This window comes from Streptomyces sp. NPDC007905 (genome assembly GCF_042959345.1).
GTDB lineage: Bacteria > Actinomycetota > Actinomycetes > Streptomycetales > Streptomycetaceae > Streptomyces.
Genome location: NZ_JBIBKS010000003.1, coordinates 289024 through 304973 on the forward strand (window position 1 = coordinate 289024; position 15950 = coordinate 304973).

Below are 15950 nucleotides of genomic sequence, written 5' to 3' on the forward strand. Positions count from 1 at the left end.
CACCCTCGAAAGGAACCGACATGCTGGAGCAGCTCAAGGAAATCCTGTCCAACAAGCTCAAGGTGTCGCCCGAGTCCATCACTGCGGAGGCAACCCGGGAGGACATAGAGCTGGACTCGCTGGCCGTGGTGGAGCTGTCGCTGCTGCTGAAGTCCGAGCTGGACCTGGACATCAGCGACGACGATCTCCTGGAGGCCGAGACCGTGGGCGACATGGTCCGGCTCATGGAGGAGCGGAGCGCGACGGTCTGATGGCCGGGATGGACATCGCCGTCACCGGGCTCGGCCTGGTCACCCCGGGTGGTATCGGGGTCGGGCCGAGCTGGGCGGCGGTCTGCGACGGCAGGCCGGCCGCCGCCCTGGATCCGGTGCTGGTCGACAACCCCGTACAGATCTCCTGCCGGGTGCCCGGTTTCGACCCCGAGACCCTGCTGAGTGCGCGGCGCGCGCACCGCCTGGACCGGTTCGTGCAGTTCGCGCTGGTCGCCGCGCACGAGGCGGTGGCCGACGCGGGCCTCGACCCGCAGACCTGGGACGGCGCGCGGGTGGGTGTGGTGCTGGGCTGCGCCGACGGCGGACCGGGCACGGTCGAGGAACAGCACCATGTGCTGCGCGAGCAGGGCGCCGACCGGGTGTCGCCGCTGCTGCTGCCCATGCAGCTGCCGAACATGCTGGCCGGGCAGACGGCCATCGAGTTCGGGGCGACCGGGCCCAACCTGGTGGTGGCCACCGCCTGCGCCTCGGGCGCGACCGCCATCGGCACCGCCCGGGACCTGCTCGCCCTCGGCCGCTGCGACATCGTCCTCGCGGGCGGCAGCGAGGCCATGATCACTCCGCTGGTCATGGCCGGCTTCGCACAGATGGGCGCGCTGTCCAAACGGCACGACGACCCAGCGGCCGCCTCCCGTCCGTTCGACGTGGACCGGGACGGCTTCGTCGCCGGGGAGGGCGCCGGGATCCTCGTGATGGAACGCGTCGCGGACGCCCGCGCCCGGGGCGCGCACATCCACGGCCGGATCATCGGGTACGGCGCCACCGCCGACGCCCACCACATGACCTCGCCGCACCCGGACGGCACCGGCATCGAGGCGGCCGTACGCGCGGCCCTCGCCGACGCGGGCGCCGACCCGGACGACGTGCAGCACGTCAATGCCCATGGGACTTCGACCCCGCTCAACGACCTGTCGGAGGCCCGCATGATCCAGCGGACCCTGCGCGGGGATCCTCTGGTCACCTCCACGAAGGGAGTCACCGGTCATCTGCTGGGCGCCGCCGGCGCGGTCGAGGCCGCGTTCGCCGTGCTGAGCGTCGAGCACGAGTTGATTCCGCCCGTCGCCAACCTGGTCATGCCCGATCCCCGGATCGAGATCAAGCTGGCCCAGACGGTCACCGGGATGCCCATCGACCTTGCTCTGAGCAACTCGCTGGGCTTCGGCGGGCAGAACACGGCGCTGGCGATCGCTCCCGCCTGACGTACGGCGCCAGAGCCAGACAGCCGTCCGCCGGTCCGCCGCGGGCGGCTGTCGCACGTTTCCCTCTCCCCAACCCCTTTGATCGGTTCAGGAGTCAGCCATGTCCACCAGTGGTTCCCCGCCCCAGTCCGGTCGGCTCGGTACCGGGCACATCCTCTTTCTGATCGTCGCCGCCGCGGCCCCGCTCTCCGCCATGGTCGGTACCGTTCCGCTCGCCTTCGCCTTCGGTAACGGCCCGGGCGTACCCGCGGCCTTCCTGTTCGCCGGGATCACCCTGCTGTGCTTCTCGGTCGGCTACGCGGTCAGCGCCCGCCGTACCGGAGGTTCCGGCGGTTTCTACGCCTCCGTCGCCGACGGGCTCGGCCGTCCGCCCGCGGTGGCCGCCGGCTATGTCGCGCTGCTCTCCTACAACTGCGCGACCGTCGGGCTGGCGGGCGCGCTCGGCTACTTCACCCAACTGGTGCTGGCCGCCCATGGCCTGACGGTGTCCTGGGAGTGGTGCGCGGCCGTCGGTCTGCTGCTGACGGCCGTGCTCGGCTACCGGGAGATCGCGCTCAGCGCCCGGGTGCTGGCCCTGCTGATGCTCGGCGAGATCGGCGTCCTGGCCGCCCTGGACGTGGCGATCCTGGCGCGGCACGGCCTGCACGCCCTGCCCGCCGCGTCCTTCTCCCCGCACATCGCGGCCGGGCACGGCGTCGGGGTCTCGCTGATGTTCGCGTTCGTCTCCTTCATCGGCTTCGAGTCGGCCGCCCTGTACGGCAAGGAGGCGAAGGACCCGCGGCGCAGTGTGCCCCGTGCCACCTACGCGGCCGTCACCCTGATCGCCGGTTTCTACGCCCTCACCAGCTGGCTGACGGTCGGCGCGGTCGGCAGCGACCGGGTGCGGGAGGTCGCGGGCAAGCAGATGGGCGATCTGTTCTTCGTCCTCGGCGACGACTTCCTCGGCAAGGCGGGCAGCACCGGGCTGCAGATCCTGCTCTGCACCAGCCTGTTCGCGGCGACGCTGGCCCTGCACAGCGCCGCCAACCGCTACGCCCAGGTCCTCGCCGAGGACGGCCTGCTGCCGGGCGCGCTGGCCGCGGAACACCCCAGGCACCGCTCCCCACACCGGGCAAGCCTCGCGCAGAGCGCGCTGACGGTGGTGGTCGTGGGCGGTTTCGCCGTGGCCGGTCTCGACCCGTACGCCGACCTGACCACCAGCATGCTCGGCCTCGGCACCCTGGGCATCGTCGCCCTGCAGGCGCTGGCCGCGCTGTCCGTGCTCGGGCTGCGGCTGCGCGGGGGCGGCCACTGGTGGCGGGAGACCCTCGCGCCGCTGCTGGGCTTCGTGGGCCTGGCCGCCTCGGTGTGGCTGGTGGTCGGCAACTTCGACATGCTCACCGGCTCCCCCTCCGAGGTGATCGCCGCCCTGCCCTGGCTGCTGCCGCTCGTCGCCCTGGGCGGCCTGCTGTACGCCGCCCGGCTGCGCTCCGCCCACCCCCTGCGCTATCGCCTGCTCGGCGCCCGGCACAACGCGGCCGCCGCCCCCGGCCTCTCCCCCGCCTCCCCCGCTCTGTCAGGAGACCGCCATGCATGATCCGAACGAGCTGATCGAGGCCGGCCCGGACGCCGTACGGCGTCTGGCCCGCCGCCGCTACGACCTCGACCTGGACTCCCTGAGCCGGGCACTGCGGGCCCGCTCGGCCACGCAGGCCGAGGTGACCCGGCTGCGCACCGAACTGAACCGCACCGCCAAGGCCCGCCGTTCCGGCCCGCCGACCGAGGCGGAGAAGGAGGTGGCCCGCGCGCTGCGCGCTCAGGTGCAGCAGGCGGAGGGCGCCGCGCGCACGGCCGCCGGCGAGCTGACCGGCCTGCTGCTGGGCGTTCCCAACCTGCCGCTGGACGCCGTACCGGACGGCGACTCGGAGAAGGAGGCGGTGGAGGTACGGCGCGGGGGACCCGCCCCGCGTCCGGCGGACGGCGCCCGGCACCACGCGGAGATCGGCGAGGCGCTCGGCATCCTCGACTCCTCCGCGGCAGCCAGGCTCTCCGGCGCCCGGTTCAGCGTCTCGCACGGTGCCGGGGCGCGTCTCGAGCGGGCCCTCGGCGACTTCTTCCTCGACCTGCACACCCGCGAGCACGGCTACACCGAGCAGTCGGTGCCGTTCCTGGTCGGCCGTGACACCATGACCGGCACCGGGCAACTGCCCAAGTTCGAGGAGGACCTGTTCCGCACCCAGGTCGGCGACCGTGAGCTGTTCCTGATCCCGACCGCCGAGGTGCCGCTGACCAACCTGGTGGCCGGACAGCTCCTGGACGCCCGGACGCTGCCGTACGCGTTCACCGCCCGCACCCCCTGCTTCCGCGCGGAGGCGGGGGCGTACGGCAGGGACACCCGGGGTGTGCTGCGGCTGCACCAGTTCGAGAAGGTGGAGCTGGTGCGGATCTGCGCGCCGGAGGTGGCGCAGGAGCAGCTGGAGCTGATGGTCGCGCATGCCGAGGAGTGCCTGCGCCGGCTGGAACTGTCCTTCCGTACGGTGCTGCTGCCCGCGGGCGACATGGGCTTCTCGGCACGGATGACGTACGACATCGAGGTGTGGCTGCCCGGCGGTGGCTCCTACCGGGAGATCTCCTCGGTGTCCGACTGCGGCACCTTCCAGGCCCGTCGCGCCGACATCCGGGTCAAGCGGGCCGACGGCCGCAAGACGCCGGCGGCCACGCTGAACGGCTCGGCCCTGCCGATCGGCCGCACGGTGGCCGCGCTGCTGGAGCAGGGAGTCCGGGACGACGGCTCCGTGGTGCTGCCCGAGGCCCTGGTGCCGTACACCGGGTTCCGGCGGATCCTGCCGGGCGGGAGCACCGAGTAACCACGCACGGAAACAGGCGCCGAACCACACCGCGACGAAGGGGCGGGAGCCGGGGATCAGGCCTCGGCTCCCGCCCCTTCGGTGATTCACGCACCCGTCATGTGCACCCCGCCGTCCACGTGGACGATCTCGCCCGTGGTGCGCGGGAAGAAGTCCGACAGCAGGGCGACGACCCCACGGGCGGCCGGGTCCGGGTCGGTGAGGTCCCAGCCGGCGGGGGCCCGTTCGGTCTCCCAGACGTCGGCCAGCTGCGAGAAGCCCGGGATGGACCTGGCGGCCATGGAGCGCAGCGGGCCGGCCGCGACGAGGTTGCAGCGGATGCCGCGGCCGCCGAGGTCGCGGGCCAGGTAGCGGCTGGTGGACTCCAGGGCGGCCTTGGCGACGCCCATCCAGTCGTAGTGCGGCCAGGCGACGGCCGCGTCGAAGGTGAGGCCCACGACCGAGCCACCGCGCCGCTCCAGCAGCGGCAGACAGGCCGTGGTGAGGGACTTCAGGGAGTACGCCGAGACGTGCACGGCCGTGGACACGTCGTCCCAGGTGCCGTCCAGGAACGAGAAGGCGCCCCGTGGGCCGTAGGCGATGGAGTGCACGACGCCGTCGAGGGAGTCGACGTGCTCGCCGATCCGCTCGGCGAGGCCGGCCAGGTGGTCCTGGTCGGTGACGTCCAGTTCGATCACCGGGGCGGGCTTGGGCAGCCGGGCCGCGACGCGCTCGATGAGGGTGAGCCGGCCGAAGCCGGTCAGCAGGACCTCGGCGCCCTCCTCCTGGGCGATCCGGGCCACATGGAAGGCGATGGAGGCCTCCGTGACGACCCCGGTCACCAGGATCCGCTTGCCTGCGAGGATGCCGCTCATGCCACCGACACCCCCTTGGGCAGGGCGCTGACCAGCGGGGAGTCATGGTCCTGGGGGCCGATGGCGCTGCCGCCGCCGGGCGAGCCGAGGCCGGCGAAGAAGGCGGCGTTGGAGGCCGCGTGGTCGTTCCCCCACTCCTCGGGCAGGTCGTCCTGGAAGTAGATGGCGTCGACCGGGCACACCGGTTCGCAGGCGCCGCAGTCCACGCATTCGTCCGGATGGATGTACAGGGCGCGTTGTCCCTCGTAGATGCAGTCCACGGGGCACTCGTCGATGCAGGAGCGGTCCTTGACGTCGACGCAGGGCAGTCCGATGACGTAGGCCATGCTCAACTCCTCGTATGGGCGGACGGGTTCACTTGACCGGGGTGCCGGTGGTTCGCTCGCCGAGGGTCAGCACGGTGACGGCCAGGACGGCCATGGCGGCGGCGATGACACCGAACAGGGCGCCGGTGCCGTGCGTGTCGAGCACCGGCAGCAGCACGAACGGCAGTGCCGCGGCGCTGAGTTTGGACAGCGAGTAGGCGGCGCCGGAGGCGGTGGCCCGGATGGCGGTGGGGTACTGCTCGGACAGGTACACGTGCGAGACGCTGGAGAAGACGTTGCTGAACAGCGTGTACGCGAAACCGCAGGCGACGATCGGCGCGGCCGAGTCCGCGTAGCCGAAGCCGAGTCCGGCCACCACCATCGCCGTCGCAGAGAGGGCGACCAGGGTGCGCCGCTCGACGCGGTCCACGACGGGCAGGGCGAGGGCGGAGCCCACCGGGTAGCCGAGGAAGGACAGCGCGGTGAAGCCGAGCCCGGCGACGATGCCGTAGCCCTTGGCGGCCACGATCTGCGGGGCGAGCGTGCCGAAGCCGTAGTAGCCGACGACCGAGAGCACGCAGAACAGCCAGAGGACGAGCGTGCGGCGGAGCATGCCGGGACGGAAGACGTCCCGCGGGCGGGAGTGCTCGGTGACCGGGTCCGTCTCGGCCGGCGCGGGATTCTCCAGCGGCACTCCGAGGCCCGCCGCCTCCGCCTCCATCCGGGCCACCAGCCGATCTGCCTCCGCGGTCCGGCCGGTCGCGGCCAGCCAGCGCGGGGACTCGATCAGCTGCCGGCGCACGCCCCACACCACGGCCGAGCCGAGCGCGCCGAGCACGAACAGCCAGCGCCAGCCGGCCACGCCCAGCGGGGTGAGCGGCACCAGCCACAGGGCGGCGAAGCCCACCGCGGGCACCCCGCAGAAGGCCAGGGTGTAGGCCCAGGCGATGAACCGGCCGCGCTTGTTCGCGGGCAGCACGTCGGCCAGGTAGCAGTCGGACAGCGCCTGTTCCGCGCCGATCCCGATACCGGCGAGGAAGCGGGTGACGATCAGCCACGTGGCGTTCGGGGAGAAGGCGCCGAGCAGCGAGAACAGCGAGTAGATGGCGAGGTTGACCAGGAAGGCCCGGCGCCGGCCGAACCGGTCGGCGATCCGGCCGAGCGTCAGGGAACCGATGAACTGGCCGACGAACACGGAGGCCAGGACGAGCTTGAGCGAGGCGGCGCCGAAGCCGAAGTCGCTCTGCAGCACCTTGCCGATGGTGCCCGACAGGTTGTTCTCGAAGGTGTCGAAGAACAGGCCGACGCCGATGACCGCGGTGAGTCTGCGGTGCAGGGGAGTGATCGGCATGCGGTCCAGGCGGACCCCGATCGGGGCGGGAGCGGTGACTCCGCCCGCCGCCGCAGTGGTCTGGGACATGGGGCTGGCTCCTTTGGGGACTCCTTGCGAACTCTTGCGTCGCTCCCGGGAAGGAACCGCCCGGGCCACCGGCGGGCCCGGGCGTGCGGCCCGGGGGCCGGGGTGTGGGGGGCGTGGGGGAAGTGGCGGTGCGGGCGAGGGGGCCGGCGGGGGTCAGGCCGCTTCCACGGCCCGCCGGCGGATCTGCTCCTCCACGTCACCGCGCCGCACGGGCGCGCTGACCTCGTGCAGGAAGGAGGCGACCTCGCGGTACGAGGCCCAGAACCCGACCTCGTGGTACGGCACCCCGCGCTCGGCGCAGTACGCGCGGGTCAGCTCCCGGGCGCGTGGCAGGCTCTTCTGCGGCATGGCCGGGAACAGATGGTGCTCCACCTGGTAGTTGAGGCCGCCGTAGAGGAAGTCGACCAGCCGGCTGGGCCGGATGTTGCGGGAGGTGAGGACCTGCCGCTCCAGCCAGTCCAGGGTCTCCTCCGCGCCGTCGCGGACCTCCATGCCCTTGTGGTTCGGGGCGAAGATCATCCCGAAGTAGACACCCAGGGAGGCGTGCTGGACCAGGACGAAGGCGATCGCGAGGCCCGGGGAGAGCACGGTGAACACGAGGGTGAGGTAGACGGCCGCGCGCAGCAGGATGAGGAACGTCTCCAGGACGGGCCGCTTGGTCTTGCCCTGGACGATCGACAGGACCGCCGTCCTGAGCATCTTGAAGCCCTCGAGCACCAGCAGCACGAAGAACAGCACGCTCTGGTAGCGCACGACGAACTTCTGGGTGCCCTTGCGGCTCGGGTACTGCTTGATGTCGAAGATGGCGGTGCGCCGGCCGATGTCCGGGTCCATGTCCAGGTGGTTGGGGTTGCTGTGGTGCCGGTTGTGGTGGTTGACCCACCAGCCGTAACTGACCCCGTTGACCAGGTTGGCGTGGATGTAGCCGACCGCGGAGGCGGCCTTCTTGCTGCGGAACATGGCCTTGTGGCCGGCGTCGTGCCACATGAACGCCGACTGGCCGCCGCACAGCCCCATCCACAGGGCCGTGAGGAGCTGCCACCAGGAGTCGCCCAGCTCGAAGAAGGCGGCGAACCCGATCAGCAGCAGGGTGGTGTTGAGGGCCAGCTTGCCCACGTAGTACCGGGGGTCGAGGTCGAGCAGGCCCTCGGCCTTGACCCGTTTGAGTAGTTCGGCGAAGGTCGCCGAGGCACCGGTGCGCTGCCCGGCGCCGGCGCCTGCACCGGCGGCCAGTGCGGCCCCGGCCTCTTGTATGTGCGGACGCTGCATGCGTTGCTCTCCTTGGGAGAAGTGCCCGGATCGGGCGGCGGCGCCGCTGCCCCGCGGACCTGCGGGCGCCGCGAGTCGACTTCAGCTCCCGCGCGGTCACCGTCGCGGGACAGGGTCCGGCGTCCGTCCGGCGGACCCGGGCGACGGGAGCACAGTGCGGTACTCCCGGGCCCGGACCGCCGGGCGAACGTGTGTCCAGCGTTCCGTGGAGCGCTGATGTGGCACTGATACCGGTCTGACCGGGTGTGCGGGGCCGCGCTCAGGCGGTCGCCTCGCCGCGCAGCCGCTCGTCGAGGGCGCGGACGACCGAGTCGGCGGCCTCGGCGACCGCCTCGTCGTCGGGGGCCCCGATGACGGCCATCAGCTGCTCGACCATGGCGTGCTGGAGTTCCTCGGTGGACTGGCTCATGTCGGCTCCTGTCGGTGAGTGGGGTCAGAAGGCGTTGCAGGCACGGAAGATGTGCGCGAAGCCCGGCAGCGAGGCCTGCGGGCCGTCGAAGGCGACGTACTCCGGAATCAGCACGTCGGGGGCCCACTTCTGCTTGTACGACAGCTGTGTCTGCGCCGGGTACAGGGCCGCGCCCTCGGCCCACAGGGCGTGCATCAGCCACTGGAACGCGGGGCTGTGGCCGTCGAGTTCGTGGCCGGCGTCCAGTCCGGTGAACGGTGTGAACCCGAAGTGCAGCCACTGGACGCCCTCGGCCCGGAAGACCTCGATGGCGTGCGCGTTGATCGCCTCCATCAGGCCCGGGGACCCCTCGGGGATGCGGCGGCTGAGGTCGTGCATCCAGCCGGCCCGGCTGCCGTAGACCGGCGAGTACGAGATGTAGGCGACCGGGGCGCCGTCGATGGTGCCGATGAACAGGCGGCGGTGCGCCTGGGCTTCGCCACCGATCTGGCCGACGAGGAACTCCAGTTGCTGGGCGCCGCCCTTGGAGCCGAGCCAGGCCCGGTCGATGGTGGCGATGGCATCCTGCACGTCGCCCGCGTCGACCTCCTGGATCGTGAGGCCGTTGCGGTGGGCGCGGGAGATCTTGTTGCGCAACTGCATGAACCTGGTGCCGCGCAGCGTGAACTCGGCGAGGCCCACCGCCCAGGAGGCGCCGAGCTGGTTGACGGTGAAGCCGAGCCGGGCGTAGCGCTCGGCGTCGGGGCGCTGGAGCTGGACGCCGACGAGGCCGAGGCCCTCGTCGCGGACGTACTGCCGGAAGGCCTCAAGGAGGGTGCCGTAGTCCTGCTCGGCGGCGAAGGGACCGCCGAACTGCACGGCCCAGCGGCCGGTGCGGCGGTAGACGACGACACCGTCCGTGCCCGGGACGGTGAAGGTACTGTTTCCGCTGTTGAGCGCCAGGAACGAACTCGGGTTCTCGCCTGCCGTGTGGGTGCGTATGGCGTCGAGAACCTGGGTGTGCGTGACAGTTTCGGTGGTGGTCGCGGTCATTCTCGTACCCCTTTCGGGAGCGTTTCCCATCGAAGGGAGTACAGCACCGAGAGGTTGCCCGGGAAAAGGGCCACAAGAAATTCATTGCCAGCGTCAGAAGCGTGTCAGCATTCCGTCAGCGGATGCTGCGACTGTTCTTCCCGTGAACGGCACGGGAAACCGGGGCCGGGAGCGAGGAGAGGTGCCCGGAGTGGCTGATCGGGGACCACGAGCACGCCTCTAGGTCGGGTCGGCGACGGCCCACGCAGGTTCGAATCCTGCCCTCTCCGCCACGGCCGGAATCACCGTCGAAGTCACCGTCGGACCGGAATTCCGTAAGCGGTGATCTCGAATTCGCTGATCCGGCGCACGGAATGAACTTTTCTCCGCCCGGTGCTGCGCCGAAGGCGCCGCAGGACCGGACGCCCCAGGAGCCGCCGGCCGCCCCCGTCCCGGCGGAGCAACCGCCCCGGCGGGCCGTCCAGAGAGCAGACGCCCGCCGGGGCGCGGCGCATTCGGCCCTTTGCCTTCGACCACGGCGCGACCGCAGAGAGAAACATCTTCGCCAGGAATTGTCATTCAAGGGGGAGAAGACATGCTGAGGTTCTCCATTCTCGGTGCACTGCAGATACTCACCGCCGTCGGCCCGGCGGACATCTCCGGCGATCTGCAGCGCACCCTGGTGCAGACGCTGCTGGTCAGCGAGGGACAGCCGGTGTCCGGGGAGAGCCTGGCCGAGGAGATGTGGGGGGACGCCGTCCCCGACAACCAGGCCAACGCGCTCCAGGCCCATGTCAGCCGGCTGCGCCGCAGACTGCGTGACCTGGAGCCGGACCGGCCGGCCTCCCGGGTGACCATCCACCCCTCGGGCTACCGGCTCGGCATCGGGGAAGGCGAGCTGGACGCGGCCGAGTTCATCAGGGCGGTGCGGCTGGCCGAGTCCGCGACGCCGGACGACGCGGCCCGCACCGCGCGGCTGCTCGGCGACGCGCTCGGGATGTGGCGGGGCCCCGTCTTCGGCGGGTTCGCCGGTGGGACCCTGTGCCAGCTGGCGGGCGCCCGCTACGAGGAGTACCGGATGCGCGCCATGGAGCTGCGCTTCGACGCCGAGCTGCGCCTGGGCCGCCATGCCGCGATGCTCGCCGAGCTGACCGAGGCGCACACCAACCACCCCCTGCGGGAACGCTTCTGCGAGCAGCTGATGATCGCCCTGTACGGCTCGGGCCGGCAGGCCGACGCCCTCGACGTCTTCCGCCGGATGCGCCGCCACCTCGACGACGAACTGGGGATACAGCCCTCCCCCGCCCTGCGCCGGGTCGAGCACGCGATCCTCTCCCACGACCCCGCCCTGACCGGTGACGCCCGCCTCCAACCGGTCTGACGGGCGGGCGAGCGAGCCCGCGTAAGCGCTCCGTCAGCCGCCGGTCAGCCCGGCTTGTCACGCTCGAGGGGCAAGCGGAATCAGCCCCCTACCTTCGGAGGCACCATGACCACGAGCCAGACCCCGGCGTACGCGGCGACGCATCCGCCCACCCGAGCCGCCGCGGCCCGCCCGTTACGGACCTTCCTCGCGCTGGACGCGGCCGTGACCGCCGCCAACGGCCTGATCTACCTGCTCGCGGCCGGACCGGTCGGCGATCTGCTCGGCCTCGGCACCGGACTCCTGCGCGGCATCGGCGTGTTCCTCACGGTGTACGGCGCCCTCGTGGCGCTGCTGGCGAGCCGCCCGGTGCCCGGCACGGCCGCCACCAAGGCGGTCGTCGAGGCCAACGCGCTGTGGGCGGTTGCCTCCGTCGCCACCGCCGTCTTCGGCTGGTTCGGCCCGAACACCGTCGGCACGGTGTGGACCGTGCTGCAGGCGGCCGTCGTGGCGGCGTTCGCCGTGCTCCAGACGAGCGGGCTGCGCCGGCTCCGCGACTGACATTCCGTCATTCCAGGGAAACAGGGGGAGACATGAGGTCCCAGGTCGAGGAACTGGCCGGCATACGCGAGCGCCTGCTCGCCGGCCCGAGCGAGAAGGCGACCGCCGCCCAGAAGGCCAAGGGCAAGCTCACCGTGCGCGAACGGATCGGCCTGCTCCTCGACGAGGGCTCGTTCCACGAGGTCGAGCCGCTGCGCCGGCACCGGGCGACCGGTTTCGGCCTGGAGGCGAAGAAGCCGTACACCGACGGTGTCGTCACCGGCTGGGGCACGGTGGAGGGCCGCACGGTCTTCGTCTACGCCCATGACTTCCGGATCTTCGGCGGCGCGCTGGGCGAGGCCCACGCCGCCAAGATCCACAAGATCATGGACATGGCCCTCGCGGCCGGTGCGCCCCTGGTCTCCCTGAACGACGGCGCGGGCGCCCGTATCCAGGAGGGCGTCACCGCCCTCGCGGGCTACGGCGGCATCTTCCGGCGCAACACGGCGGCCTCGGGTGTCATCCCGCAGATCTCCGTGATGCTCGGCCCGTGCGCCGGAGGTGCCGCCTACAGCCCCGCCCTCACGGACTTCGTCTTCATGGTCCGCGAGACGTCGCAGATGTTCATCACGGGCCCGGACGTGGTCAAGGCGGTGACGGGCGAGGAGATCACCCAGAACGGCCTGGGTGGCGCCGACGTCCACGCGGAGACCTCCGGCGTGTGTCACTTCGCGTACGACGACGAGGAGACCTGCCTGGAGGAGGTGCGCTACCTGCTCTCCCTGCTGCCCCGCAACAACCGCGAGAACCCGCCCCCGGTGCCCTGCGACGACCCGGCCGACCGGCGCTGCGACACGCTGGCCGATCTGGTGCCGGTCGACGGCAACCGGCCCTACGACATGACCCGGGTGATCGAGGAGATCGTCGACGACGGCGAGTACCTGGAGGTCCACCAGCGCTGGGCCCGCAACATCATCTGCGCGCTGGCCCGCCTCGACGGCCAGGTCGTCGGGATCGTCGCCAACCAGCCGCAGACCCTGGCCGGCGTCCTGGACATCGAGGCGTCCGAGAAGGCGGCCCGCTTCGTGCAGATGTGCGACGCGTTCAGCATCCCGATCGTCACCCTGCTGGACGTGCCCGGCTTCCTGCCCGGCGTCGGCCAGGAGCACGGCGGCATCATCCGCCACGGCGCGAAACTCCTGTACGCCTACTGCGACGCGACCGTGCCGAGGATTTCGCTGATCCTGCGCAAGGCGTACGGAGGTGCCTACATCGTCATGGACTCCCAGTCGATCGGCGCCGACCTCACCTACGCCTGGCCCACCAACGAGATCGCCGTGATGGGCGCGGAAGGCGCGGCGGGCGTCATCTTCCGCCGTCAGATCGCCGAGGCCGACGACCCGGAGGCCAAGCGTGCCGAGCTGGTCAAGGAGTACAAGGCCGAGCTGATGCACCCGTACTACGCGGCCGAGCGCGGCCTGGTGGACGACGTCATCGACCCGGCCGACACCCGCCGCGTCCTCATCGGCGCGCTGGCGATGCTGCGCACCAAGCACGCCGAGCGCCCCGCCCGCAAGCACGGCAATCCCCCTCAGTGACGGAGGTCCGCATGTCCCCCACGTCCCCCACGTCCCCCACGTCCCCCACGTCCCCCACGGCGGTGTGTCCCCCGATCCGTGTCGAGAAGGGCGAGGCCACCGAGGAGGAGCTGGCCGCCCTCGCGGTGCTGCTGCTCAGCCGCGGCGCCCTGGCCGGAGCCGGCGCCCCGGCCTCCCTTTCCGGGTCCCTCGGCTCCCCTGGCACCACCTCCTGGCGTCCCCACGCCTTCCACGCACCGCACAGCTGGCAGCGCTCCTGACGACCGCTGCCCACGCCCGGCGGCCCGGCACCCGTGGACGTGCCGGGCCGCTCGGCGTGGGGCTCAGTCCTGGACGAGGGTGATGTCCTGCTCCTGAAGCCCGTGGAAGACGGGCAGCAGTGCGATGCCCGAGACGCGCAGCTCCATGAGGGTGGCCTCGACGTGGGCCGGTCCGGCCCCGAGCGGGCCGGCCGAGACCTTGCCGGAGTTCTCCCAGCGGTGCTCGGCGCCGTCGCACAGCGCGCCGCTGCCGCCGATGCCGTGATCGACCCGGGGGTCTGCCTGGCTGACCGAGGAGCTGACGAAGACCGGTCCGGTGGCGGCGGTGCAGCGGTAGGTGCCGGAGAGGGTGACGGTGCCGTCGGCGGCGATGCGGCCGGTGGGGTCGACGGTGATGCTCTCGCCGGCGCGGGCCGTGGCCGGGCCGACGCCGGCACACAGCAGCGCGGCGGCGACCAGGCCGGTGACGAGGGCGGGGCGTACGGGCATGGGATGCCTCCCTGTTCCGTGGGGAGTGGGGGCCTCCACTGGTACCGGGCGGCCGTGCCGCCGGCCGTGATCGTCACCCCATTGGTGGCGCGTCTTGGAACGGTCCGGGAGTTGTCCGCATGGTGTCACGCTTCGCGGCGGGCGGTTCCGGCGCGTGCACAACGGGAGCATGGTCTGTTCATGCCCGGCGGCCGAGCCCGCCGGCCCCCGTCACATCAGCTGTGGAGGTGCGCCATGTGCTCCTACCAGACCTCGTGCACGGCTTTCGACGCCGGCGCCCCGCACACGGTGGCGGCCCACCCCGAACAGGGCTGGGCCCTGCTGTGCGACGGCTCGATCGTCTTCGACGACACCGGCGAGCTCCACCCGGACGGCAGCGTGGTCCCGCCGCACCGGGTGCCCGCCGAGCGTCTCGCCGTGGCGGCCTGAGGGACTACGGCAGCACGGCGAACCCGTCCAGCTCCACCAGCGCCTGCTCGTCCCACAGCCGGACGACCTCCACGACCGCCATCGCCGGATAGTCCCGGCCGGCCCGTTCCTTCCAGATGCGGCCCAGTCGGCGGGCGTGGGTGCGGTAGGCGGCGACGTCTGTGGCGTAGACGGTGACGCGGGCGAGGTCGGCGGGAGTGCCGCCGGCCGCGGTCAGGGCGGTGAGGAGGTTGGTGAGCGCCTTCTCGAACTGCTCGGGGAGCGTGGTGCCGGTGACCTTGCCGTCGGCGTCGAGGGCGGTCTGGCCCGCCAGGAACACCACGCGGGAGCCGGAGGCGGCGACGGCGTGGGAGAAGCCCGTGGGCGGGGACAGTTCCGGCGGGTTGATGCGCTCGGTCGTCACGGGCGGTCCTCCCGGGTGGCGGTCGCGTACAACTCCTTGGCGATGATGCCGCGTTGGACCTCACTGGCACCCTCGTAGACACGCGGGGCGCGCACCTCGCGGTAGAGGTGTTCGAGCAGGTGACCCCGCTCCAGCGCCCGGGCCCCGTGCAGTTGCACGGCCGCGTCGACGACGTACTGCGCGGTCTCGGTGGCCAGCAGCTTTGCCATCGCGGCTCGCTTGGGCACGTCGGGGGCCGTCTCGTCGTACGCCGTCGCCGCCGCGTACACCATCAGGCGGGCCGCGTCCGTGCGCAGGGCCATCTCGGCAACCTGGTGGGCGACGGCCTGAAGGTCCATCAGCTTGCCGCCGAAGGCGTCCCGCCCGGCGGTGTGGGCGACGGTCGCGTCGAGCGCCGCCTGGGCCATGCCGACGGCGAAGGCGCCGACGCTCGGGCGGAAGAGGTTGAGCGTGCCCATCGCGACCCTGAAACCGCGGTCGACCTCCCCGAGCACGTCTGCCTCCGTTGCGGGTACGGCGTCGAAGTCGAGGCTGCCGATGGGGTGCGGGGAGAGCATCTCCAGGGGGGAGCCGGTGAGGCCGGGCCGGTCGGCGGGCACGAGAAAGGCGGTCACCCCGCGGGCGCCGGCATCGGGGGTGGTCCGCGCGAAGACCGTGTAGAAGTCGGCCTCCGGGGCGTTGGAGATCCAGCACTTCTGTCCGGTGAGCCGCCAGCGCCCCGCCCCCTGCGGATCCGCCCGCAGCCCCAGCGCCGCCGCGTCCGACCCCGCCCCCGGCTCGCTGAGCGCGAACGCGGCCACCGCGGTGCCGTCGATCACCCCGGGCAGCCAGCGGTCCCGCTGGGCCGGGGTGCCGTGGGCGTGGACGGGGTGGGCGCCCAGACCCTGCAGGGCGAGGGCGGTCTCGGCCTCCGTGCAGGCGTAGGCGAGGGACTCCCGCATCAGGCAGAGGTCGAGGGCGCCGGCGGTGAAGAGGCGGGACAGCAGGCCCCGTCGGCCGAGTTCCGCGACCAGCGGCCGGTTGACCCGGCCCGGCTCGGCCTTCTCGGCGAGCGGGCGCAGCCGTTCGGCAGCCAGCAAGCGCAGCTCGGCACACCAGGCGGCTCGTTCCGGTCCGAGTGAGAATGCAGGCATCGCCGGTCCCCTCTCCCGTGCTGTCACCCGACCGTATCGCGGACCGTTGACTGTCGTCACCAACACGATACGCTCCTTGTGCGAGCCCACCACTAGGGCCTGTCCGACAAGCGCCGCGGGGCAGGCGGGAATTGTCCGGACAGGCCCTAGCCC

The 15950-nt window shown here is 72.0% G+C and carries 18 protein-coding genes and 1 tRNA gene; 10 read left to right on the top strand and 9 right to left on the bottom strand.

Going from position 1 to position 15950, the window contains the following annotated elements:
• Positions 1–20 precede the first annotated feature (20 nt).
• The 4 genes from ACFZDC_RS07680 to serS all read left to right on the top strand — a co-directional run bounded on the left by ACFZDC_RS07680 (position 21) and on the right by serS (position 4317).
• On the top strand, positions 21–251 hold the full coding sequence (locus tag ACFZDC_RS07680; RefSeq protein WP_391321185.1) for a phosphopantetheine-binding protein: 231 nt from the start codon (positions 21–23) through the stop codon (positions 249–251).
• On the top strand, positions 251–1471 hold the full coding sequence (locus tag ACFZDC_RS07685) for a beta-ketoacyl-ACP synthase II (protein WP_391321187.1): 1221 nt from the start codon (positions 251–253) through the stop codon (positions 1469–1471). Before ACFZDC_RS07680 ends, ACFZDC_RS07685 begins: the two co-directional genes overlap by 1 nt.
• 100 nt (positions 1472–1571) lie before the next feature.
• Positions 1572–3047: an amino acid permease gene (locus ACFZDC_RS07690; RefSeq protein ID WP_391321189.1), complete on the top strand. Its 1476-nt coding sequence runs from the start codon at positions 1572–1574 to the stop codon at positions 3045–3047.
• Complete coding sequence (gene serS / locus ACFZDC_RS07695) at positions 3040–4317, top strand: serine--tRNA ligase (protein ID WP_391321191.1); 1278 nt, start codon at positions 3040–3042, stop codon at positions 4315–4317. Before ACFZDC_RS07690 ends, serS begins: the two co-directional genes overlap by 8 nt.
• 86 nt (positions 4318–4403) lie before the next feature.
• On the opposite strand, the gene fabI is transcribed toward serS, so the two are convergent.
• The 6 genes from fabI to ACFZDC_RS07725 form a co-directional block, all read right to left on the bottom strand.
• Positions 4404–5171 carry an enoyl-ACP reductase FabI gene (gene fabI / locus ACFZDC_RS07700; RefSeq protein ID WP_391321193.1) on the bottom strand — a complete coding sequence of 256 codons (768 nt, stop codon included), beginning with the start codon at positions 5169–5171 and terminating at the stop codon, positions 4404–4406.
• A complete protein-coding gene (gene fdxA / locus ACFZDC_RS07705; protein WP_391321194.1) occupies positions 5168–5497 on the bottom strand; it encodes a ferredoxin in 330 nt (109 codons plus the stop codon). Before fdxA ends, fabI begins: the two co-directional genes overlap by 4 nt.
• A 28-nt stretch (positions 5498–5525) precedes the next feature.
• Positions 5526–6896, bottom strand: coding sequence for an MFS transporter (locus tag ACFZDC_RS07710; protein WP_391321196.1), 1371 nt, complete (start codon positions 6894–6896; stop codon positions 5526–5528).
• A 153-nt stretch (positions 6897–7049) separates the two neighbouring features.
• On the bottom strand, positions 7050–8165 hold the full coding sequence (locus ACFZDC_RS07715) for a fatty acid desaturase (RefSeq protein WP_391321198.1): 1116 nt from the start codon (positions 8163–8165) through the stop codon (positions 7050–7052).
• Between the two features lie 259 nt (positions 8166–8424).
• Positions 8425–8574, bottom strand: a complete 150-nt coding sequence (locus tag ACFZDC_RS07720) for a hypothetical protein (protein ID WP_391321200.1) — start codon at positions 8572–8574, stop codon at positions 8425–8427.
• A gap of 24 nt (positions 8575–8598) precedes the next feature.
• Entirely contained in the window at positions 8599–9606 is a 1008-nt protein-coding gene (locus tag ACFZDC_RS07725) for a phosphatidylglycerol lysyltransferase domain-containing protein (protein WP_391321201.1), read from the bottom strand.
• A 175-nt stretch (positions 9607–9781) separates the two neighbouring features.
• On the opposite strand from ACFZDC_RS07725, the gene ACFZDC_RS07730 reads away from it, so the two are divergent.
• From ACFZDC_RS07730 to ACFZDC_RS07750, 5 genes are all read left to right on the top strand, one after another.
• Positions 9782–9878 (top strand) — tRNA-OTHER (locus tag ACFZDC_RS07730).
• A gap of 302 nt (positions 9879–10180) precedes the next feature.
• On the top strand, positions 10181–10966 hold the full coding sequence (locus tag ACFZDC_RS07735) for a BTAD domain-containing putative transcriptional regulator (RefSeq protein ID WP_391321203.1): 786 nt from the start codon (positions 10181–10183) through the stop codon (positions 10964–10966).
• 105 nt (positions 10967–11071) lie between these two features.
• Positions 11072–11506 carry a hypothetical protein gene (locus ACFZDC_RS07740; RefSeq protein WP_391321205.1) on the top strand — a complete coding sequence of 145 codons (435 nt, stop codon included), beginning with the start codon at positions 11072–11074 and terminating at the stop codon, positions 11504–11506.
• Between the two features lie 32 nt (positions 11507–11538).
• Positions 11539–13083 (top strand): carboxyl transferase domain-containing protein, encoded by a 1545-nt coding sequence (locus tag ACFZDC_RS07745; protein WP_391321207.1) that lies wholly within the window; start codon positions 11539–11541, stop codon positions 13081–13083.
• A gap of 11 nt (positions 13084–13094) precedes the next feature.
• On the top strand, positions 13095–13343 hold the full coding sequence (locus ACFZDC_RS07750; RefSeq protein ID WP_391321209.1) for an acyl-CoA carboxylase epsilon subunit: 249 nt from the start codon (positions 13095–13097) through the stop codon (positions 13341–13343).
• A 63-nt stretch (positions 13344–13406) separates the two neighbouring features.
• On the opposite strand, the gene ACFZDC_RS07755 is transcribed toward ACFZDC_RS07750, so the two are convergent.
• Positions 13407–13832 (bottom strand): DUF6299 family protein, encoded by a 426-nt coding sequence (locus tag ACFZDC_RS07755; protein WP_391321211.1) that lies wholly within the window; start codon positions 13830–13832, stop codon positions 13407–13409.
• 234 nt (positions 13833–14066) lie between these two features.
• Here ACFZDC_RS07755 and ACFZDC_RS07760 point away from each other — a divergent pair, with 234 nt between their 5' ends.
• Entirely contained in the window at positions 14067–14261 is a 195-nt protein-coding gene (locus tag ACFZDC_RS07760) for a DUF5999 family protein (RefSeq protein WP_391321213.1), read from the top strand.
• Positions 14262–14265: 4 nt separating this feature from the next.
• Here ACFZDC_RS07760 and ACFZDC_RS07765 read toward each other — a convergent pair whose 3' ends face one another.
• Together ACFZDC_RS07765 and ACFZDC_RS07770 are read right to left on the bottom strand one after the other, a co-directional pair.
• Positions 14266–14664: a Rid family hydrolase gene (locus tag ACFZDC_RS07765; protein ID WP_391321215.1), complete on the bottom strand. Its 399-nt coding sequence runs from the start codon at positions 14662–14664 to the stop codon at positions 14266–14268.
• Entirely contained in the window at positions 14661–15797 is a 1137-nt protein-coding gene (locus ACFZDC_RS07770) for an acyl-CoA dehydrogenase family protein (RefSeq protein WP_391321217.1), read from the bottom strand. The genes ACFZDC_RS07765 and ACFZDC_RS07770 overlap by 4 nt, the downstream gene beginning before the upstream one ends.
• Positions 15798–15950: the final 153 nt, after the last annotated feature.

What these genes read in the sequence shown, in the direction of transcription:
- fabI (WP_391321193.1), bottom strand. Translation starts at nt 5,171, where the DNA reads ATGAGCGGCATCCTCGCAGGCAAGCGGATCCTGGTGACCGGGGTCGTC.
- ACFZDC_RS07735 (WP_391321203.1), top strand. Translation starts at nt 10,181, where the DNA reads ATGCTGAGGTTCTCCATTCTCGGTGCACTGCAGATACTCACCGCCGTC.
- ACFZDC_RS07755 (WP_391321211.1), bottom strand. Translation starts at nt 13,832, where the DNA reads ATGCCCGTACGCCCCGCCCTCGTCACCGGCCTGGTCGCCGCCGCGCTG.
- ACFZDC_RS07725 (WP_391321201.1), bottom strand. Translation starts at nt 9,606, where the DNA reads ATGACCGCGACCACCACCGAAACTGTCACGCACACCCAGGTTCTCGAC.
- ACFZDC_RS07720 (WP_391321200.1), bottom strand. Translation starts at nt 8,574, where the DNA reads ATGAGCCAGTCCACCGAGGAACTCCAGCACGCCATGGTCGAGCAGCTG.
- ACFZDC_RS07690 (WP_391321189.1), top strand. Translation starts at nt 1,572, where the DNA reads ATGTCCACCAGTGGTTCCCCGCCCCAGTCCGGTCGGCTCGGTACCGGG.
- ACFZDC_RS07715 (WP_391321198.1), bottom strand. Translation starts at nt 8,165, where the DNA reads ATGCAGCGTCCGCACATACAAGAGGCCGGGGCCGCACTGGCCGCCGGT.
- ACFZDC_RS07745 (WP_391321207.1), top strand. Translation starts at nt 11,539, where the DNA reads ATGAGGTCCCAGGTCGAGGAACTGGCCGGCATACGCGAGCGCCTGCTC.
- ACFZDC_RS07710 (WP_391321196.1), bottom strand. Translation starts at nt 6,896, where the DNA reads ATGTCCCAGACCACTGCGGCGGCGGGCGGAGTCACCGCTCCCGCCCCG.
- ACFZDC_RS07680 (WP_391321185.1), top strand. Translation starts at nt 21, where the DNA reads ATGCTGGAGCAGCTCAAGGAAATCCTGTCCAACAAGCTCAAGGTGTCG.
- ACFZDC_RS07740 (WP_391321205.1), top strand. Translation starts at nt 11,072, where the DNA reads ATGACCACGAGCCAGACCCCGGCGTACGCGGCGACGCATCCGCCCACC.
- ACFZDC_RS07685 (WP_391321187.1), top strand. Translation starts at nt 251, where the DNA reads ATGGCCGGGATGGACATCGCCGTCACCGGGCTCGGCCTGGTCACCCCG.
- ACFZDC_RS07750 (WP_391321209.1), top strand. Translation starts at nt 13,095, where the DNA reads ATGTCCCCCACGTCCCCCACGTCCCCCACGTCCCCCACGTCCCCCACG.
- serS (WP_391321191.1), top strand. Translation starts at nt 3,040, where the DNA reads ATGCATGATCCGAACGAGCTGATCGAGGCCGGCCCGGACGCCGTACGG.
- ACFZDC_RS07760 (WP_391321213.1), top strand. Translation starts at nt 14,067, where the DNA reads ATGTGCTCCTACCAGACCTCGTGCACGGCTTTCGACGCCGGCGCCCCG.
- ACFZDC_RS07770 (WP_391321217.1), bottom strand. Translation starts at nt 15,797, where the DNA reads ATGCCTGCATTCTCACTCGGACCGGAACGAGCCGCCTGGTGTGCCGAG.
- fdxA (WP_391321194.1), bottom strand. Translation starts at nt 5,497, where the DNA reads ATGGCCTACGTCATCGGACTGCCCTGCGTCGACGTCAAGGACCGCTCC.